Consider the following 15271-nt stretch of genomic DNA (forward strand, 5'->3'; position numbering starts at 1 on the left):
CCACGGCCGCTCACCGGGCGCCGGCGCGGCACTCAAAAGCCCGGCGCGGGCGGCCGTGCCCACCTGCGTCTTTCCGCTCCGGCGGCACCGGTCCGCGGGCCGGGCGAGTTGAAACTTCCACACGACGGGACGCCTCACCCGGCGCGCCCGGACGGGGCCGGATCCGGCGTTCAGGACGCCGGGCGGCTGGTGGCCTCCAGCAGTTCGCGCTCGAACCAGGCGATGGTGCGGCGCAGACCGGTGATGGCGTCTATCCGCGGACGCCAGCCGAGCCTCGCCTCGGCGAGGGAGGTGTCCGGCCGTCGCACGGCGGGGTCGTCCACCGGCCGGTCGACGAACGTGATCGGCGAGGAGGAGCCCGCCAGGTGCCTGATCGTCGTGGCCAGCTCCAGCATGGACAGCTCTGAGGGGTTGCCGATGTTGACCGGTCCGGCGAAGTCGCCGTCCGCCAGCGCGAGGACGCCCTCCACGGTGTCGTCCACGTAGCAGATCGACCGCGTCTGGCCGCCGTCCCCGGCCACGGTGATCGGCTCGCCGCACAGGGCCTGGCGGACGAACGTCGGGATGGCGCGCCCGTCGTAGGGGCGCATGCGCGGGCCGTAGGTGTTGAAGATGCGCACGATGGCGGTGTCGACGCCGTGGGACTGCCGGTAGGCCGTGGTCAGCGACTCGGCGAACCGCTTGGCCTCGTCGTACACGCTGCGCGGGCCGACCGGGTTGACGTTGCCCCAGTACGTCTCGCGCTGCGGGTGCTCCAGCGGGTCGCCGTACACCTCGCTGGTGGACGCCAGCACGAACCGGGCGCCCTTCTCGCGGGCCAGTCCGAGCGCGTGCAGGGTGCCGAGGCTGCCGACCTTGAGCGTGGCGATCGGATGGCGCAGGTAGTCGGTCGGGGAGGCCGCCGAGGCGAAGTGCAGCACCAGGTCCACATCGCCCGGCACGTGGACGAACCCCGTCAGGTCGCACTCGACCAGCCGGAACCTCGACCGGCCGATCAGGTGCTCCACGTTGGCGGGCGAGCCGGTGAGGAAGTTGTCCATGCAGATCACGGTGGCGCCCTCGGCCAGCAGCCGCTCGCACAGGTGGGAGCCGAGGAACCCCGCGCCCCCGGTCACGACGACCCGGTGTGCTCTCATCGCGCGCTCACTCCCAGAAGGTCCACGGCGGCGTCGAGCACGGCCTCGACGCCGATCTCCATCAGGCCGGGATCGGTCCGGCTTCCGTGCGGGTCGCCGTGCCGTCCGGCCCACAGGGCGACATGGCGGCCGGTCGGCGGCGGTCCCCACTGCGCGGGAGCCACCGGGCCGAACAGCACCACCGACGGCGTCGCGAAGGCCGTGGCCAGATGCGCGGCGCCGGTGTCCCCGCAGACCACCAGGCGCGCCCCGGCGACCAGCCGCGCCAGGCCGCGCAGGTCCGTGCGGCCCGCGACGACGCGCTCGGCCGGCAGACCGGCCAGCGTGCCGACGCGGACGGCGAGGGAACGCTCGGCGGCGCTCCCGGTGACGACCACGCGATGGCCGGCGCGTTCGAGCGCCGCGGCCACCTCGGCGAACCGCTCCGCCGGCCAGCGGCGCGCCGGCGACGCCGCCCCCGGATGCACCACCACGAGTCGGCGGCCGGCCGGGCCGGGCCGGAGGGCGGCCGGGTCCAGCCGGAGGTCGGCCGGGTCGGCGGGCATGCCGTACCACCGCAGGAACTCGCACCATCTGTCCACCTCGTGCATGCTCTGCCGCCAAGGCGGGCCGGTAAGACAGGGGAATTCCAGGTGCGCGTGCGTGAGCAGCAGCCCGGGGCCGGTGCGAGACAGCGCGGCGGTGCTCTGCGGCCCGCGCCCGTGCAGGTTCACCGCGACGTCCGGACGGTCGACCGGCACCGGGCCGGGCCCGGTCACGTCGAGCGTCTCGTCGACGGCGCCGATGAGCGGGACCAGGCCGTCCAGGGCGGCGGGCGCCGCCAGCACGAGGCGGTGGCCGGGGTAGGCCCGGCGCAGCCCCCGCAGGGCGGGAACGGCGGTCAGCAGGTCGCCGAGCCCCAGCGCCCGCAGCACCAGCAGCACGGGCTGCCCGCGCAGCACGGTCCTGCCACGCGGCGCCGGCCTGCCGCGGAGCAGCGGACGCCGGCGCACCATCGGCTCCCCGCGGGGCGCCGCCGGCCGCGCCGTGGGGTTCATGGCCATGACGGCTCCGTGGACGGGCAGACGACGAGCTCGCGGATCTCGCATCCGGGCGGCTGGCCGAGGGCGAACACGATGGCCGCCGCCACGTCCTCGGGCTGGTTCAGCCGGGCGTCCGGGCCCGGCCGGTACCGCTCCTGCCTGCCGTCGAAGAAGCGCGTGCGCATGCCGCCCGGCACCAGCAGCGTGACGCCCACCTGGCCGGCGAGTTCGGCGGCCAGCGCCCGGGTGAAGCCGACGACGCCGGCCTTGGCCGCGCAGTACGCCGTCGCGTCGCCCACCGCCCGCAGGCCCAGCGTCGAGGCGCAGGTGACGACGCGGCCGGCCGAGCGCACCAGGTGCGGCAGGGCGGCGCGCACCACCGAGGCGGTGCCGAGCAGGTTGACGCCGACGACCCGCTCCCACTCGGCGGCGGGCACCTCCGCCAGCGGACCGCACCGGTCGACGCCGGCGGCCGTCACCACTCCGTCGAGGCCGCCGGCCCGTCCGGCCAGCTCCTCGACGGCCGCCGCCACCTGTTCGCGGTCGGCGACGTCGGCCAGGACATGGTCCACGCCGTCCTCGGGCACGTCGACGTCGATCACCAGCGGCCGCCCGCCCGCCTTGGCGACCGCGCCGGCCGTGGCCTTCCCCAGACCCGACGCCCCGCCGGTGATCAGGATGTTCCCCACCATGCTCGATGCTCCTCGTTCCGTGAGTTGCCGTGAGTTGCCGTGAGTTGCCGTGAAGGGGGGCGCTTTCCCTGCAAGGGGGGCATGGGGGGAGGGCTCTACACCACCTCCTGGGCGGCGGCGATGAGCCCGGTGGTGGAATGGCCGGGGACCGTGGGCAGGACGACGACCTCGCCGCCGGCCCGCCGCACCGCCTCGGCCTCGGGGAGCTCCTGGCCGGTGTAGTCGCCGCCCTTCACCCACACGTCCGGCCGCAGCCGGTCGATGAGCAGGCACGGGGTGTCCTGCTCGAACACCACGACGGCGTCGACGCAGCCGAGGGCCCGCAGGATCTCCACCCGGTCGCGCTCGGCGACGACCGGGCGGCCGGGCCCTTTGAGGCGGCGGACGGACTCGTCGGAGTTGACGCAGACGATCAGCGCGTCGCCGAGCGCCCTGGCCTGCCGCAGCAGGCTCACGTGGCCCGCGTGCAGCAGGTCGAAGCAGCCGCCGGTGGCGATCAGCCGCCCGCCCGTCGTGCGCACCGTGTCCGCCAGCTCCACCGCGGTGCGGGGCCGGTCGTCCAGCGCGGTGCGCGGGCCGCCGGTGCGCGGCGGCTCGTGCAGGCGGATGGTGGCGGCGCCGCCCGCGGCGACGAAGCGCGTCGCCTCCGTGACCGCCACCGCCACCGCGTCCTGCACCGAGGCCCCGTCCCGCAGCGCCAGCGCCGCCGCGGCGGCGAACCGGTCGCCGGCCCCGCACGTGTCGCAGCCGTTGACCGGCATGGGGGGCGGCAGCCGGAGCGTCCGGCCGGCGCGGGTGCACAGCACGGCGCCGTCGACGCCCCGGGTGACGGCGACCGCCTCGGCGTGCAGCTCACGCACCAGGTGGCGGGCGGCCTGCTCGACGCCCGTGCACGGCCGCCCGTACAGGGCGGCGGCCTCGGCCTCGCTCGGCGTGACCAGCGCGCACCCCGGCACCGGCGGGAAGCCGGCCGGATGCGGGTCCCAGACCAGCGGAGCGGTGCGCCGGTTGAGCAGGTCGCGCACGGTGTCGGCGGCGCCGCGCCCGTAGTCGGACACCAGCACCGCCCCCGCGGCGCGCAGCGCGCGGGCCGCGCGGTCGCCGTCGGGGCCGCGCCAGGCGCGTCCGTCCCCGGTGTCGACGCGCAGCAACGTCTGGCCGCGGGCCCGGACGCGCGTCTTGCGCGAGGTCGTGCCGCGCAGCGGCAGCCGCACGACCTCGGCGAACCCCGACAGCAGGGCGCGCAGCCGCTCGCCGGAGAGGTCCTCGCCGAGCGCCGTGATCAGCACCACCTCGGCGCCCTCGCGGGCGGCCAGCAGCGCGGCGAGGCCCGCCCCTCCGGGACGGCGGTGCTCGGTGCGCCCGCGGACCACCGGGACCGGCGCGTCCGGGCAGAGCCGGTCCGCGTCGCCCTCGATGTCCACGTCGAGCAGCGAGTCGCCGACGACGACGACAGGCCCTCCCCTCATCCCGGTCCCCCCTCACGCGGTCCGCGGACGTCCTGGCCTCGCCGGTGGCGTCCGTTGCCCCCGTCGTGCCCGTCCACACGGTCGAGTTCCGCCCGGCCGGCCTGCGTGGCCCGACCGTCATATCTGTCATGTCCGTCGTGACCCGGGCGAAATGCTCTGTCGCGCGCCGCGGCGTCGTAGGCGTCCAGGAGGGATCCGCCGAAGGCGTCGCGGTGGGCGTCCCGCAGGGATCCGTCGAAGGCGTCGCAGAGCAGGTGGATCACCGCCAGATGGACCTCCTGGACGGTCGCGCAGTCCTGCGAGGGCACCGCCACCGCCTCGTCGCAGCGCGCGGCCAGCGGGTTCGGGGCGCGCCCGGTCAGCGCCCAGGTGACGAGCCCGCCCGCGCGCGCCGCCTCGGCCGCGGCCAGGACGTTCTCGCTGTTCCCGCTGGTCGACAGGCAGAGCAGGACGTCCCCCCGCCGCCCGTGCGCGCGCACCTGGCGTGCGTACATCTCCGCGGCGCCGAAGTCGTTGGCGATCGCCGTGGTGGAGGAGGTGTCGGCGTGCAGCGGGATCGCCGCGTACGGGCGCCGGTCGGTGCGGAAACGGCCGACCAGCTCGGCCGTCAGATGTTGCGCCTCGGCCGCGGATCCGCCGTTGCCGCAGGCCAGCAGCCTGCCGCCGCCCCCGAGTACCGCGGCCAGCGCGCGGCCCCACGCGTGGATCCTCGGGGTGTCGGCGTCCACCGCGTACAGTGCGGCGCTCAGCCGTGCGAAGTGCGGGTGCATGACCGTCAACCTCCCGTCGCGGTGAGCCGGCCCGTGCGGTCGCCGGTCAGGCTGCGGTACACCGACTCGGTGCCGGCCGCCACCCTCGGCCAGCCGTACCTGGACCGGGCGCGGCGCAGGCCCGCGGCGGCCAGCGAGGCCCGCAGGTCCGGCCTGGCCAGCAGGTCGCGGAGCACTCTCGCCAGCGTCCGGGGCCGGCGCGGCGGCACGAGCGGGCCGCATCCGGAGACCGTGTCCAGGTGGCCGCCGACGGCGGAGGCGACCACGGGGACGCCGCAGGCCATGGCCTCCACCGGCACCATGCCGAACGGCTCGTACCAGGGCACGGTGACGACCGCCTGCGCCGACCTCATCAGGGCGGGGACGTCCGCGCGCGCGACGCTGCCGACCAGCCTGACCCGGTCCGCCAGCCCGGACGCCGCGGCGAGCCTGCTCAGCCGCGTGAACTCCTCGTCGCCCGGGTCGCCGCCCGCGATCGTCAGGTGCGCGCCGGGCACGTGCGCCAGCGCCTCGATGACCGTCTCGACGCCCTTGCGGGGGACGAGCCTGCCGATGCTGAGGATCCGCGCGGCCCCGTCCGGCAGCGGACGGCCGCCGTCCGCCGCGTGGGTGGGTACGGGGACGCCGGGGTGGAACAGGTCCAGGTCGACGCCGCAGGGGACCACCGTGACCCGCTCGACGGGCACGTCCATCGCCGCGAGCTCCTTGACCTCGTCGGTGCAGGTGGCGATGACGGCGGCGGCGCGCCGGCCGATGTCGCGCTCGGCGGCGAGGCGGTCGGGCGGGCTGGTGTCGGCCGCGCCCTGCCAGCGCTGCTTCACCGTGCCGAGCGCGTGGAAGGTCTGGACGACCGGTACGCGCAGCTCCTCGGCCGCCGTCAGCGTCGCCAGGCCGCTCATCCAGAAGTGCGCGTGCGCGACGTCGGGCCGCGCGGCCCGCCAGCGCCGCGCGAGGTGGGCGGCGAAGGCGGGCATGTGCGGCAGCAGTTCGTCCTTGGGCAGCGGCTCGGGCGGCCCGGCGGGCACGTGCTCGACCGTCACGCCGGGCGCCATCGCGACCACGGGCGGCTCGTCGACGGCCGCGCGCCGCGTGTAGACGGTGACGTCGTGCCCGAGGGCCGCCAGGGCGGCGGCCAGCCCGGCGACGTGGACGTTCTGCCCGCCCGCGTCGACCCCGCCCACGGCGGCGAGCGGGTTGGCGTGCTCGGACACCAGGGCGATCCTCATCGCGCCCCCTCCCGGACGCCGCTCGCGCCCGAACCGTCCACGCCCGGACCGTCCACGCCCGAACCGTCCACGCCCGAACCGTCCACGCCGGGACCCTCCGCGCCGGGACCCTCCACGCGGGGATCCGCCACGCCCGCGCCGTCCCGTCCCATGCCGGTTCGTCCGGCGCCGTCCCCCTGGGCGGCGACCAGGGCGAGCACCGTGCTGACGACCTCCTCGCTGGTCACCGACGACAGGCACGGATGCCCGGCCACCGGGCACACGCGCGCCCGGCTGCCCCGGCACGGCGCCTGCTGGTCGCCGAGCAGGACGACCGGCACGCGGTACGGCGCCCAGCGCGCGGCGGGCACGACAGGAGCGAACAGGCTCACCACCGGGGTGCCGACGGCCGCCGCCAGGTGCGCGGGACCGGTGTTGGCCACGACGGCCACCGACGCCCCCGCGAGCACGGCGGCCAGCTCGGGGAAGGTGGTCACGCCGCCGAGGTCGCAGCCGTACGCGCCGGCGACCTGGGCGGTGAGCGCCTGCTCGTCCGGGTCGCCGGTCACCACCACCCGCACACCGGACAGGACCAGGTCGCGCACGGTCCTCGCGTGGTGCTCCGCGGGCCACGCCCGCGCGGGCGCCGACGTCCCGGGATGGACGACCACATAGCCCGGCGGGCCGGTGAACTGGTCCACCGACGGCAGCGGGCGGCGCACCGCCAGCGCGCCGTCGTCGCCGGGAGGCGGCTCGAACCCGGCGGCGCGGGCCAGGCCGAGCATGCGCTCGGCCTCGGGCACGTCCACGGTCTCGTCCACGATGTGCCGGACGTCCAGCAGGGACCCGGGGTAGTCCTCGCTGATCGCGGCGATGCGCGGGACGCCCGCCAGGCGCAGGAGCAGCGCCAGCGGCAGCGACGACTGGTGGAAGGAGGTGAACACGACGGCCAGCTCCGGGGCGGTCTTCTCCACCAGCGAGGTGAGCCGTTCCACGTGCGTGCGGCTCACCGGCAGCGGGTCGGGGTCGATCCACGGGGCCCGCCATTCCAGCACCCGGTGCACCCCGGGCAGCAACTGGGCCGCGGCGCCGCCGTTCGGCCCGGTGAGCAGCACGACCTCACGGGCGGACGCGGCGATCGCGCGGATCGCGGGGCCGGCCAGCAGGACGTCACCGGCGTTGTCCAGCCGGACGGCCAGGACGGTGCCGGGCCGCGCCTCCGCCGTACCGCCCGCGACGCGACGCTCCGCCTCCTCACCGTTCGCGGCGTGCCTCATCGCCGCCGTCATGCTGTTCGCGGCGTATCGTTCCGCCGCGGCCTCTGCGTCGGTGGCACGCCTCCGGCCATCGGGACGCCGCGCGGCGGCTCCGGGGCCGGTCACCGGCGCACCCGCAGTTCTCCCCGCAGACGGTGCGCGCAGGCGGCCGGCGGGATGATCACACTGGTCACGGCCATGCGGAGCACCTCCTCGGGGGTACGCGGGCCCGGGGCGAGCCTGGCCCAGGCGAACTCGGCGGTCAGCGCGAACCACGCCAGCCCGGCGGCGGTGCCGAGCGCGGGCAGGCGGCGCACCCTGGAACCGGGGCGCGCCCCGTGCCCGCGCGCCCGGCCCGGCGACCCGCCCACGGTGGCCAGCAGGGCGCACGACAACAGGCCGAGGGCGGTGGTGAGCGCGTGCAGGGGCAGCCGGCCGGGGACGTCGTCGACGACGGCGCGCCACCCCGGCCCGTGCAGCCGCCGCATCAGCGCGTCGTCGGCGTTGCCCCGCTGGGCGCGGACGCTGGTCCAGAACCCGTCGTCCCGCACGGGGTGCAGGGTGACGCGCCGTCCCTTGGCCAGCCCGTATCCGGCCTTGAGCAGCCGCAGCGCGATGTCGGCGTCCTCGCGGTAGGCGTGCGGGAAGCGCTCGTCGAAGCCGCCGACGCGCTCGAGCGCAAACCTGCGGTACGCCATGTCGGCCGTCGTCCAGTCGGCGCCGGCGAGGGCGGCGGTGTTCCGCTCGGCGTCGGTGGGCCGCCGCCCGGCCGGCAGGTCCACGCGCAGGCGTCCCTGCGAGCCCGCGACGTCCTCGGGGAGGTCGGCCAGGTCGGCGACGAGCGCTTCGCGCCAGCCGGGCCGCGGCACCACGTCGTCGTCCAGGAAGGCGATCCACGGGGTGCGGGCGGCCCGCCAACCGGCGTTCCTGGCGGCGGCGGGGCCCCGTCCTCCGGTCCGCAGCACCTCGACGTGGCCGGGCACCTTGAGCGCCGGGCAGAACCGCGGCCGGTCGTCCACCACGATGGTGGGCAGGTCGGCGTCGAGCGCGTCGAGCACCTGCCGCAGGCTGCGCCGGCCGATGGTCGGGATGACGACTGTGATCATGAGCTGAACACCTCCCCGCGGCGCACCAGGTAGGGCCCGATGGCCAGCAGGTCGACCGGGGCCGAGCCGAAGCACTCCAGGGCGTCGCGCGGGTCGTCCACCATGGGACGCCCGGCGGTGTTCAGGCTGGTGTTGACGACGACCGGCAGCCCCGTGCGGGCATCGAACGCCTCCAGCAGGCCCGCGAGCAGCGGTTCGGCGCCGCGGTCCACGGTCTGGACGCGCGCGGTGCCGTCGACGTGGACGACGGCGGGGATGCGGTCGCGCCATTCGGGGCGTACGTCGTGGACGAAGAGCATGTAAGGGCTGGTCATGGGGCCGCGGGTGAAGATCTCGCAGGCGCGGTCGGCGAGGACCATGGGGGCGATGGGGCGGAACTGCTCGCGGCCTTTGACGGCGTTGAGGCGTTCGGTGTTGGCGGGTCGTCCGGGGTGGGCGAACAGTGATCGGCGGCCGAGGGCGCGGGGGCCGTACTCCGACCGGCCCTGGAACCAGGCCACGACGCGGTCGGCGGCCAGCTCGGCGGCGACCGCGTCCGCCAGGTCGGCTGGCCGCCGGTACGGCACGCCCGCCGAGGTCAGCCAGGCGGCCAGCTCCTCGTCGGTCCATCCGCGGCCGAGGTCGGCGCCGGGCATCGGCGCGGCGGGCTCGCCGTGCAGGTGCGCCAGGTACAGCGCGCCGCCGAGCGCGGTGCCGGCGTCTCCGGCGGCGGGCTGCACCCAGATGTCGTCGAAGGGGCCTTCGGCCAGCAGGCGGGTGTTGGCGACGCAGTTGAGCGCCACGCCGCCGGCCATGGTCAGCCGCCGCTCGCCGGTGCGCCCGTGCAGCCATCCGGCGAGGTCCAGCAGCACCTCCTCCAGGCGGGCCTGGACGCTGGCCGCCAGGTCGGCGTGGTCGGCCGTCCAGCCCGCGCCAGCCGCGAGGTCGCGACGGGTGAGCGCCTTGGCGTACTGGTTCCAGTCGATCGGCTCGACGCGGAAGCCGCCGTCGCCGGTGGCGTAGATGCGTTCGCGCAGCTCGCCGAGGTGGCGGGGCTCGCCGTAGGAGGCCATGGCCATGACCTTGTACTCGTCGCAGGAGCGCAGGAAGCCGAGGTGCTCGGTGACCTCCTCGTACATCAGCCCGAGCGAGTGGGGGAGCTGCTGGGCGGCCAGCACGGTCAGGTCGCCGTCCCGGTAGTGGCCGGCCAGGTGCGACACGGCCTCGCCGCGGCCGTCGCACACCAGCACCGCCGAGTCGCGGAACGGGGCCGCCAGACCGGCCGAGGCGGCGTGCGCGACATGATGCGGGACGAACCGCACCTGCGCGGTGTCCAGCCCGGGCAGCGCGGTGGCCAGGAACGCGGGCGCGCGGCGCGCGTAGGTCGTGCGCAACCCTTCCCAGCACACCTCCGCCTTCGGGTCGCGGAGCTCGGCCGCGCCGCCGGCGAGCCCGGGGCCGAGTTCGCCCGCCCCGCCGAGCCCGGAGCCGTCGTCGGCCGCGCGGGCGACGCCGATGCCGAAGCCGGTGGGCGACTGCTGGTCAAGGCGCACCAGCTCGGGGTCGTAGGAGTAGGCGACGCCGTCGAGGTCCTCGGGCCGGAGCCCGGCCTGCCGCAGGCACCACGCGGCGGCCCGCTCGGGGAGCTCCCAGGCCGAGAAGGGCACCGGGCGCTTGCCATGCTTGCGGCGGCTGAACCGTTCTTCCTCGGCGGCCGCGACGACCTCTCCGTCCACGACCAAGGCCGCCGCCGGATCATGGAATATGGCGTTGATCCCCAGAAACCGCATCGGCATACCTCCGTAGGGCCGCGGTGGTCTGGTTACCGAGCGAAGCGGTTCCCAAACGCCGCTTTGCGCATACGTCGAGGTAGAAAGGTGTGAATCTTGAACTTTGTCACTATGTGTAGCGGAAATCGGGCTTTTGTCGCCGCGGACGACCGCCATCGCGACCGCCGCCGGAGGCCGTCGCACTGATCACTCCGGCGGCTCGGGGAGAACGTTAAACGACTCGGCTGATCACCCTCGACGAGGCTCCGGCGACGGCCGGCGGGCCCCGCCGATCATCCGCGCCGGTCCACAGGCGCCGGCTCGCGTCCGCCTTCGCCGCGCGGCGCGGTCGTCAAGGTGACGACGCCGAGGACGATGGCCGTCAGGGCCGCGAGGACGGCGAGCGACTGCTCTCCGGCGGTCGCGGCCAAGCTGGTGAGCGCGGCGCCGGCGAACGTCAGCGTGCGCAGCGCGGCCGTCAGCGTCCGCACGACCGGCCGGAGCATCGTCGCGAGCACGGCGGCGAGCAGGCTGCCCCACACGATGGCCGCCACGTACTCGTCCCCGGCCTCCATGCGGCTCAGCGCCTGCCGCATCGGCGCGGGCCCCGCGTTGAGCGGGACGATGCCCGGCATCCGGTCGGGGAACAGCAGCCACGCCGCGTCGCCGAGGACGGACACGACCGCGCAGCCGACGGCGCCCGCGCACAGCACGGTCATGAACACCTGACCGGTGTCGCGCGTGCGCCGGGCGACCGCGAACACCGCCGCCGCGAACGCGCCCACGAGCGCCGCCAGCGGCCACGATCCGCGCCCCGGCAGGACGTCGGCCAGCGGAGGCAGGACGCGTTCGAAGGGGATGAGCAGGAAGCACGCGGCGCCGGCCACCAGGCCCGCCGCCGTCCCGTACGCCAGCGCCGCCGGTCGCGCGGCCGACCCGCGGGCGGTGGCCGCGAGCATCACGACGGTGTACAGCACCAGCATCATCATGCCGAGCGGGACGTGGAAGTCGGGCCGCAGGTACTGCGGACCCCGGGAGTCCATGACGGCGACCAGCAGATACGCCCCCGCCACGGTGTAGCCGGCGGTCCGTATCACCCGCGCCGTCAGCGAGCCCGCCACCGGCCCGAACACGCCCGGCCTGCCGCCCGCCCAGGCCAGCGCGGCGAGGACCAGAGTCAGCGCGACGACCAGGACGCGGGCGCCGGGGTAGACGATGCCGGACGCCAGCACCGCGCCCACCGCGGCGGCCGTGCCGGCCAGGTGGGCGAGGGCGCGCAGCGCCGCGGGCTGGACGAGCGCCGCCCTGAGGCAGCCGAGCGCGAAGCCCAGGCGCGCGGCCCCGCCGTCGATCTGCTGGAGTTCGGCGCGCATGGCCGCGCCCCAGTCGCGCCGGCCCGGGGGCAGCAGCCACACCGCAAGGGCGAGGAACCGCCACGCCGCGTCACGCGGAGGCCGGCCGTTCACCACGCGCTCCGCGGCTCGCCCTGGACGCGGCCCGCGGACTCCCCGGCCCCGGCCGCCGTCTCGGCGGCAGCCTTGGCATGAGCCGCCCTCTCGGCCTCGGCCGTGGCCATCTCCAGACCTGGGCCGGTGAGCCGGTAGAGGTGCCGGGGCGGGCGGCCCGCGGGCGGGTCGGGCTCCCACGCGGTCTCCAGCATGCCCCGGTCGGACAGCCGCATGAGGATGGGGTAGAGAGAGCCGGCCTTGATGCCGACCTGCCGTCCGAGCTCGTAGCCGTAACGCCACTCGGACGGCGCGGCGGCGAGCGCGGTGAGCACCGCGATCGTCTGGGGGGAAGGACGCCTGGCTCGGGTCACCCGCGTAACTCTATCTATATAGATTTATCCGGCAAGAGGCCGTCCGGATCCGGCCACCCCGTCCCCGGCCGGACGCGTCAGCCCCGGTACGGCGGAGACCGTCCACGCTTCTCATGCCTCTCCTCGATCGATCCTCATGGCCCTCACCTGATCGTCGAGCCGGCGGGTCGGCGCGGACCCGCCGGTCCCGTGGCCTCAGTCGCCGGTGGACCCGCCGACCGCGGCGGTCTCAAGCCGATCCAGAAGCCGGATTCTGATCTCGACGACCTGCACGGCCTCGTCCTCTGGCTCGCTCATGCGGTTCCCTCCTGTTCGGGGACAGGACACATGGATGATGTGTCGCATGACATCGTGAGTCAAGAAATTCAACACGAATTGTCATTTATGGGCGCAGCCTGCCTGCCCTGCCGTTCTTCGGAGAAACCGCGCACAACCGCCACCGAGTGGTGGCACGCCTCATCGGCCGACCGCCGCTGCCAGGAACCGTTGTGGCCGGTCGCCCAGCCCTGTGGGGTCACATCGACACGGCGGCACAGCCAGGCATCGGTGACCTGCTGTTCGGGGATGAACGCCTGGCCGCCGATCTGAGGAGTCAGGCACACGTACGGCTTCTCTGTGGACGACGAGCAGGTGGTCGAAGAGTGGATGTACAGCTTTCCGCAAAAGCGAAACATACGATCTTTCACCGCACTGAGGACGTGTACTCCTACGGCGATCATTCTCCGGATTCCATGCGACAGGTGGAGGAGATCACGGAGTCGAACGTTCTGTTCCTGTCCGTGGCGGCCCGGTCGAAGCAAAGACTGGTTCGGCCGGTCTATGACTGGTTCGCCGGCGTACTGGACAGAGGGCCCGCGACGGGACGCTCCTCGCATGGCGCCGGGCTGACCGTGGCGGCCCTTGATCGTCGGGGCTATATCGAACGACTTACGGCACTCCTGCGGGCCGCGGACACGGGCATCGAGACGGCCGAGGTGATCACGGAGTCGGACGCGGAGGTGGCGAAACGGGTCGCAGACTTGGCGTGGACGGCCGGTACCTCGTGAAACCTCGCAAGTATCTGGTCTTCAGGCACAGAGGTGAGACGGGCGCGTTCACCCTGACGCTTGAGGACCAGTCTCTCGGGACGCGCGCTCTCTACGAGATCGGCATACCCGTCTTCCGGGCATTGGACCGGGGACTTCCCCTCATCGTGGACGAGCTGGACTCGAGTCTGCACCCTTATCTGTCGGCGCAGCTCATCCATTTGTTCAGTGACCCGTCCACCAATCCTCGCGATGCTCAACTGATCTTCACCAGCCATGACGCGACGCTGCTCGGCCGTATCCAGGGTGAAGAGGTACTCCGCCGGGACCAGATCTGGTTCACGGAAAAGAATGAATACGGCGAGACCGAATTGTCCTCCTTGTCGGAGTTCAAGCCCCGCCCGGACGAGAACCGGGCGCGGAGATACCTCGCCGGGCGTTATGGTGCTGTCCCGATCGTCAATGACGATCTCTTTGCCGCGGCTCCGGGCGCGTAAGCTTCACCCGATGACGATGATCCGCTGAAGAATCCTTCGACGAGCGTCTGGCGACTGGTCGAGAGCGTGCGATACGGGTCCGCGTCCAACTGATGACGACTGCCGGACCGGTCATCGTTGTGGCGGCAGGTCTGGAGTCCCGTCAGGCACGGCGGGTGAGGAGACCTCGAATGGGGGTGGAGCCGGGTTCGGTCGTTCTTCGGTCTGGTGGTCAGAGTGTCGGCAGTTGCACAGCCGCACCTATCGCGTCATCGTTGCCAACGAATCCGTCGCAGCCGCGTCCCCCCACATGAGCAACTGGTTTCCGGCGATCACCGGCGTCATCTCGGCAGGGCAGCCGCCTGCGAACGCGACCGCCCTTGACGCAGATCGCAATCGGGCTACACGAGGGTCGTAGACTGCGACACCGGCCGACGATGCCGACCAGATGCGGCCACTCGCCATCCATATACGGTTTGGTGGCCGATCCCCATGCAACTCGGCTTTCGACCGGAAGACGCGGGAAGAAAAACGGCCCACCTCGCGCCATCGAGTGCCGTCTCCCAGCTCGACTATTCGGCTTTGGCTGCCTTCGCTGAAGACTCCTACCAATCCAGTCTCACCCCACAGCAGTCCCGCAGAATCCACGCTTGAGTCCAGTGGCAGCTTCGTTGCCCGTTCGAGGCGAGCCAGGCCGCGGTCCAGTCGTTGCGTCGTCAGTACATTGCTGGACGGGTCGAAGGTGAGCGCAATGACTCCTGCGCTGTCAGACACCATGTCGATGACATGCACCCCGATGCCCTCGATGGCGCGCCACCGCTTGTTCTGCTGCTCGAAGACCAGTAGCGGTTTGGCGGGTTTGCCGAGTGGAATTCTGTATCGAACGGGGGCGAAGATGATGCTGCGGCCGTAAACGTATGGCTCGGCCGCAGATAGCTCCAACGGAGCATCAGGGAGGGTGTGCCACACATTCTTCTGAGGGTCGTACGCGGCACCATCACGCAGCGAACCCGGAGCGACACTGCCCCAGATGAGCAACTTCGAGCCGCTCCATACAGCCAGGTGATCGTTGCTGTAGTGCAGCGATAGCTCGGGCATCATCCGCCATAGACGTGTGGTCGGATTGTACAGTGCGCCGTCGGTAAAATACCGGGTATGTGCCTTGTCGCCATTCCATCCGCCCCACACGGCCAACTCGCTGCCTGTCCAGGTGACAGAATGATCGGTCCGGGCGACGATAGGCGCTTTCGGGAGAGAAGTGGAAGTAAGGTGTAACTTATCGCCCTCCGAGGGCTTCTCGCGTTGATTCAGGAGGACGGTGCCGCCGGCGAGAACGCCTCCGGCCGTGGCGGCGCCAACGGCCAAGAGGCTGCGCCGGCTCATCGGTACCTGCATATGTCCCCTCCTCCGGAGCTCGGGGGTCGTGACCCTATCGGGTGGGCTTTTGGTCGGCCAGTCGCTTTAAGCAACCGTCGAGCTGGTCGAAGGATGCATGTGCATGCTCCCTCGATGGTAGTGACCGCCACAGCGGCGCCTACCTCCACAAG

At 73.5% G+C, this 15271-nt stretch carries 14 protein-coding genes and 1 pseudogene; 2 read left to right on the forward strand and 13 right to left on the reverse strand.

Annotated features, from left to right (window positions below):
- Nucleotides 1-170: 170 nt before the first annotated feature.
- The 12 genes and pseudogenes from ACZ6QO_RS10100 to ACZ6QO_RS10155 form a co-directional block, all read right to left on the reverse strand.
- The gene (locus ACZ6QO_RS10100; protein WP_465849421.1) at nt 171-1136 is read right to left on the reverse strand and encodes a UDP-glucuronic acid decarboxylase family protein; all 966 of its coding nucleotides are present in this window, start codon (nt 1134-1136) and stop codon (nt 171-173) included.
- On the reverse strand, nt 1133-2179 hold the full coding sequence (locus tag ACZ6QO_RS10105; RefSeq protein ID WP_465849423.1) for a glycosyltransferase family 9 protein: 1047 nt from the start codon (nt 2177-2179) through the stop codon (nt 1133-1135). The genes ACZ6QO_RS10100 and ACZ6QO_RS10105 overlap by 4 nt, the downstream gene beginning before the upstream one ends.
- A complete protein-coding gene (locus ACZ6QO_RS10110; RefSeq protein ID WP_465849425.1) occupies nt 2170-2850 on the reverse strand; it encodes an SDR family oxidoreductase in 681 nt (226 codons plus the stop codon). The genes ACZ6QO_RS10105 and ACZ6QO_RS10110 overlap by 10 nt, the downstream gene beginning before the upstream one ends.
- 95 nt (nt 2851-2945) lie before the next feature.
- Nucleotides 2946-4319: a D-glycero-beta-D-manno-heptose 1-phosphate adenylyltransferase gene (rfaE2, locus tag ACZ6QO_RS10115; protein ID WP_465849427.1), complete on the reverse strand. Its 1374-nt coding sequence runs from the start codon at nt 4317-4319 to the stop codon at nt 2946-2948.
- A complete protein-coding gene (locus tag ACZ6QO_RS10120) occupies nt 4316-5089 on the reverse strand; it encodes a D-sedoheptulose-7-phosphate isomerase (protein ID WP_465849428.1) in 774 nt (257 codons plus the stop codon). Before ACZ6QO_RS10120 ends, rfaE2 begins: the two co-directional genes overlap by 4 nt.
- Before the next feature lie 5 nt (nt 5090-5094).
- Nucleotides 5095-6315 (reverse strand): glycosyltransferase, encoded by a 1221-nt coding sequence (locus tag ACZ6QO_RS10125; protein WP_465849430.1) that lies wholly within the window; start codon nt 6313-6315, stop codon nt 5095-5097.
- A gap of 182 nt (nt 6316-6497) precedes the next feature.
- Nucleotides 6498-7571 (reverse strand): annotated as a pseudogene (locus ACZ6QO_RS10130) (glycosyltransferase family 9 protein); the annotation flags it as partial.
- A 101-nt stretch (nt 7572-7672) separates the two neighbouring features.
- A complete protein-coding gene (locus tag ACZ6QO_RS10135; protein WP_465849432.1) occupies nt 7673-8656 on the reverse strand; it encodes a glycosyltransferase family 2 protein in 984 nt (327 codons plus the stop codon).
- A complete protein-coding gene (locus ACZ6QO_RS10140; RefSeq protein WP_465849433.1) occupies nt 8653-10425 on the reverse strand; it encodes a carbamoyltransferase family protein in 1773 nt (590 codons plus the stop codon). Before ACZ6QO_RS10140 ends, ACZ6QO_RS10135 begins: the two co-directional genes overlap by 4 nt.
- Nucleotides 10426-10697: 272 nt before the next feature.
- Nucleotides 10698-11870 carry a hypothetical protein gene (locus ACZ6QO_RS10145; RefSeq protein ID WP_465849435.1) on the reverse strand — a complete coding sequence of 391 codons (1173 nt, stop codon included), beginning with the start codon at nt 11868-11870 and terminating at the stop codon, nt 10698-10700.
- Complete coding sequence (locus tag ACZ6QO_RS10150; protein WP_465849436.1) at nt 11867-12223, reverse strand: PadR family transcriptional regulator; 357 nt, start codon at nt 12221-12223, stop codon at nt 11867-11869. Before ACZ6QO_RS10150 ends, ACZ6QO_RS10145 begins: the two co-directional genes overlap by 4 nt.
- Before the next feature lie 365 nt (nt 12224-12588).
- On the reverse strand, nt 12589-12942 hold the full coding sequence (locus ACZ6QO_RS10155) for a hypothetical protein (protein WP_465849438.1): 354 nt from the start codon (nt 12940-12942) through the stop codon (nt 12589-12591).
- 21 nt (nt 12943-12963) lie between these two features.
- Here ACZ6QO_RS10155 and ACZ6QO_RS10160 point away from each other — a divergent pair, with 21 nt between their 5' ends.
- Together ACZ6QO_RS10160 and ACZ6QO_RS10165 are read left to right on the forward strand one after the other, a co-directional pair.
- Nucleotides 12964-13269, forward strand: coding sequence for a hypothetical protein (locus ACZ6QO_RS10160; protein ID WP_465849440.1), 306 nt, complete (start codon nt 12964-12966; stop codon nt 13267-13269).
- Nucleotides 13266-13745, forward strand: a complete 480-nt coding sequence (locus tag ACZ6QO_RS10165) for an AAA family ATPase (protein ID WP_465849441.1) — start codon at nt 13266-13268, stop codon at nt 13743-13745. Before ACZ6QO_RS10160 ends, ACZ6QO_RS10165 begins: the two co-directional genes overlap by 4 nt.
- 240 nt (nt 13746-13985) lie before the next feature.
- Here the strand turns inward: ACZ6QO_RS10165 and ACZ6QO_RS10170 are convergent, their stop codons facing one another.
- Nucleotides 13986-15119 (reverse strand): Kelch repeat-containing protein, encoded by a 1134-nt coding sequence (locus ACZ6QO_RS10170; RefSeq protein ID WP_465849443.1) that lies wholly within the window; start codon nt 15117-15119, stop codon nt 13986-13988.
- Between the last annotated feature and the right edge of the window lie 152 nt (nt 15120-15271).

Source organism: Sphaerisporangium sp. NPDC049457, assembly GCF_055586705.1.

Bases quoted from the DNA above. Each gene is read 5' to 3' on its own strand.
- ACZ6QO_RS10100 (WP_465849421.1), bottom strand. From the start codon at position 1,136: ATGAGAGCACACCGGGTCGTCGTGACCGGGGGCGCGGGGTTCCTCGGC.
- ACZ6QO_RS10105 (WP_465849423.1), bottom strand. From the start codon at position 2,179: ATGGCCATGAACCCCACGGCGCGGCCGGCGGCGCCCCGCGGGGAGCCG.
- ACZ6QO_RS10110 (WP_465849425.1), bottom strand. From the start codon at position 2,850: ATGGTGGGGAACATCCTGATCACCGGCGGGGCGTCGGGTCTGGGGAAG.
- rfaE2 (WP_465849427.1), bottom strand. From the start codon at position 4,319: ATGAGGGGAGGGCCTGTCGTCGTCGTCGGCGACTCGCTGCTCGACGTG.
- ACZ6QO_RS10120 (WP_465849428.1), bottom strand. From the start codon at position 5,089: ATGCACCCGCACTTCGCACGGCTGAGCGCCGCACTGTACGCGGTGGAC.
- ACZ6QO_RS10125 (WP_465849430.1), bottom strand. From the start codon at position 6,315: ATGAGGATCGCCCTGGTGTCCGAGCACGCCAACCCGCTCGCCGCCGTG.
- ACZ6QO_RS10135 (WP_465849432.1), bottom strand. From the start codon at position 8,656: ATGATCACAGTCGTCATCCCGACCATCGGCCGGCGCAGCCTGCGGCAG.
- ACZ6QO_RS10140 (WP_465849433.1), bottom strand. From the start codon at position 10,425: ATGCGGTTTCTGGGGATCAACGCCATATTCCATGATCCGGCGGCGGCC.
- ACZ6QO_RS10155 (WP_465849438.1), bottom strand. From the start codon at position 12,942: ATGATCGCCGTAGGAGTACACGTCCTCAGTGCGGTGAAAGATCGTATG.
- ACZ6QO_RS10170 (WP_465849443.1), bottom strand. From the start codon at position 15,119: ATGCAGGTACCGATGAGCCGGCGCAGCCTCTTGGCCGTTGGCGCCGCC.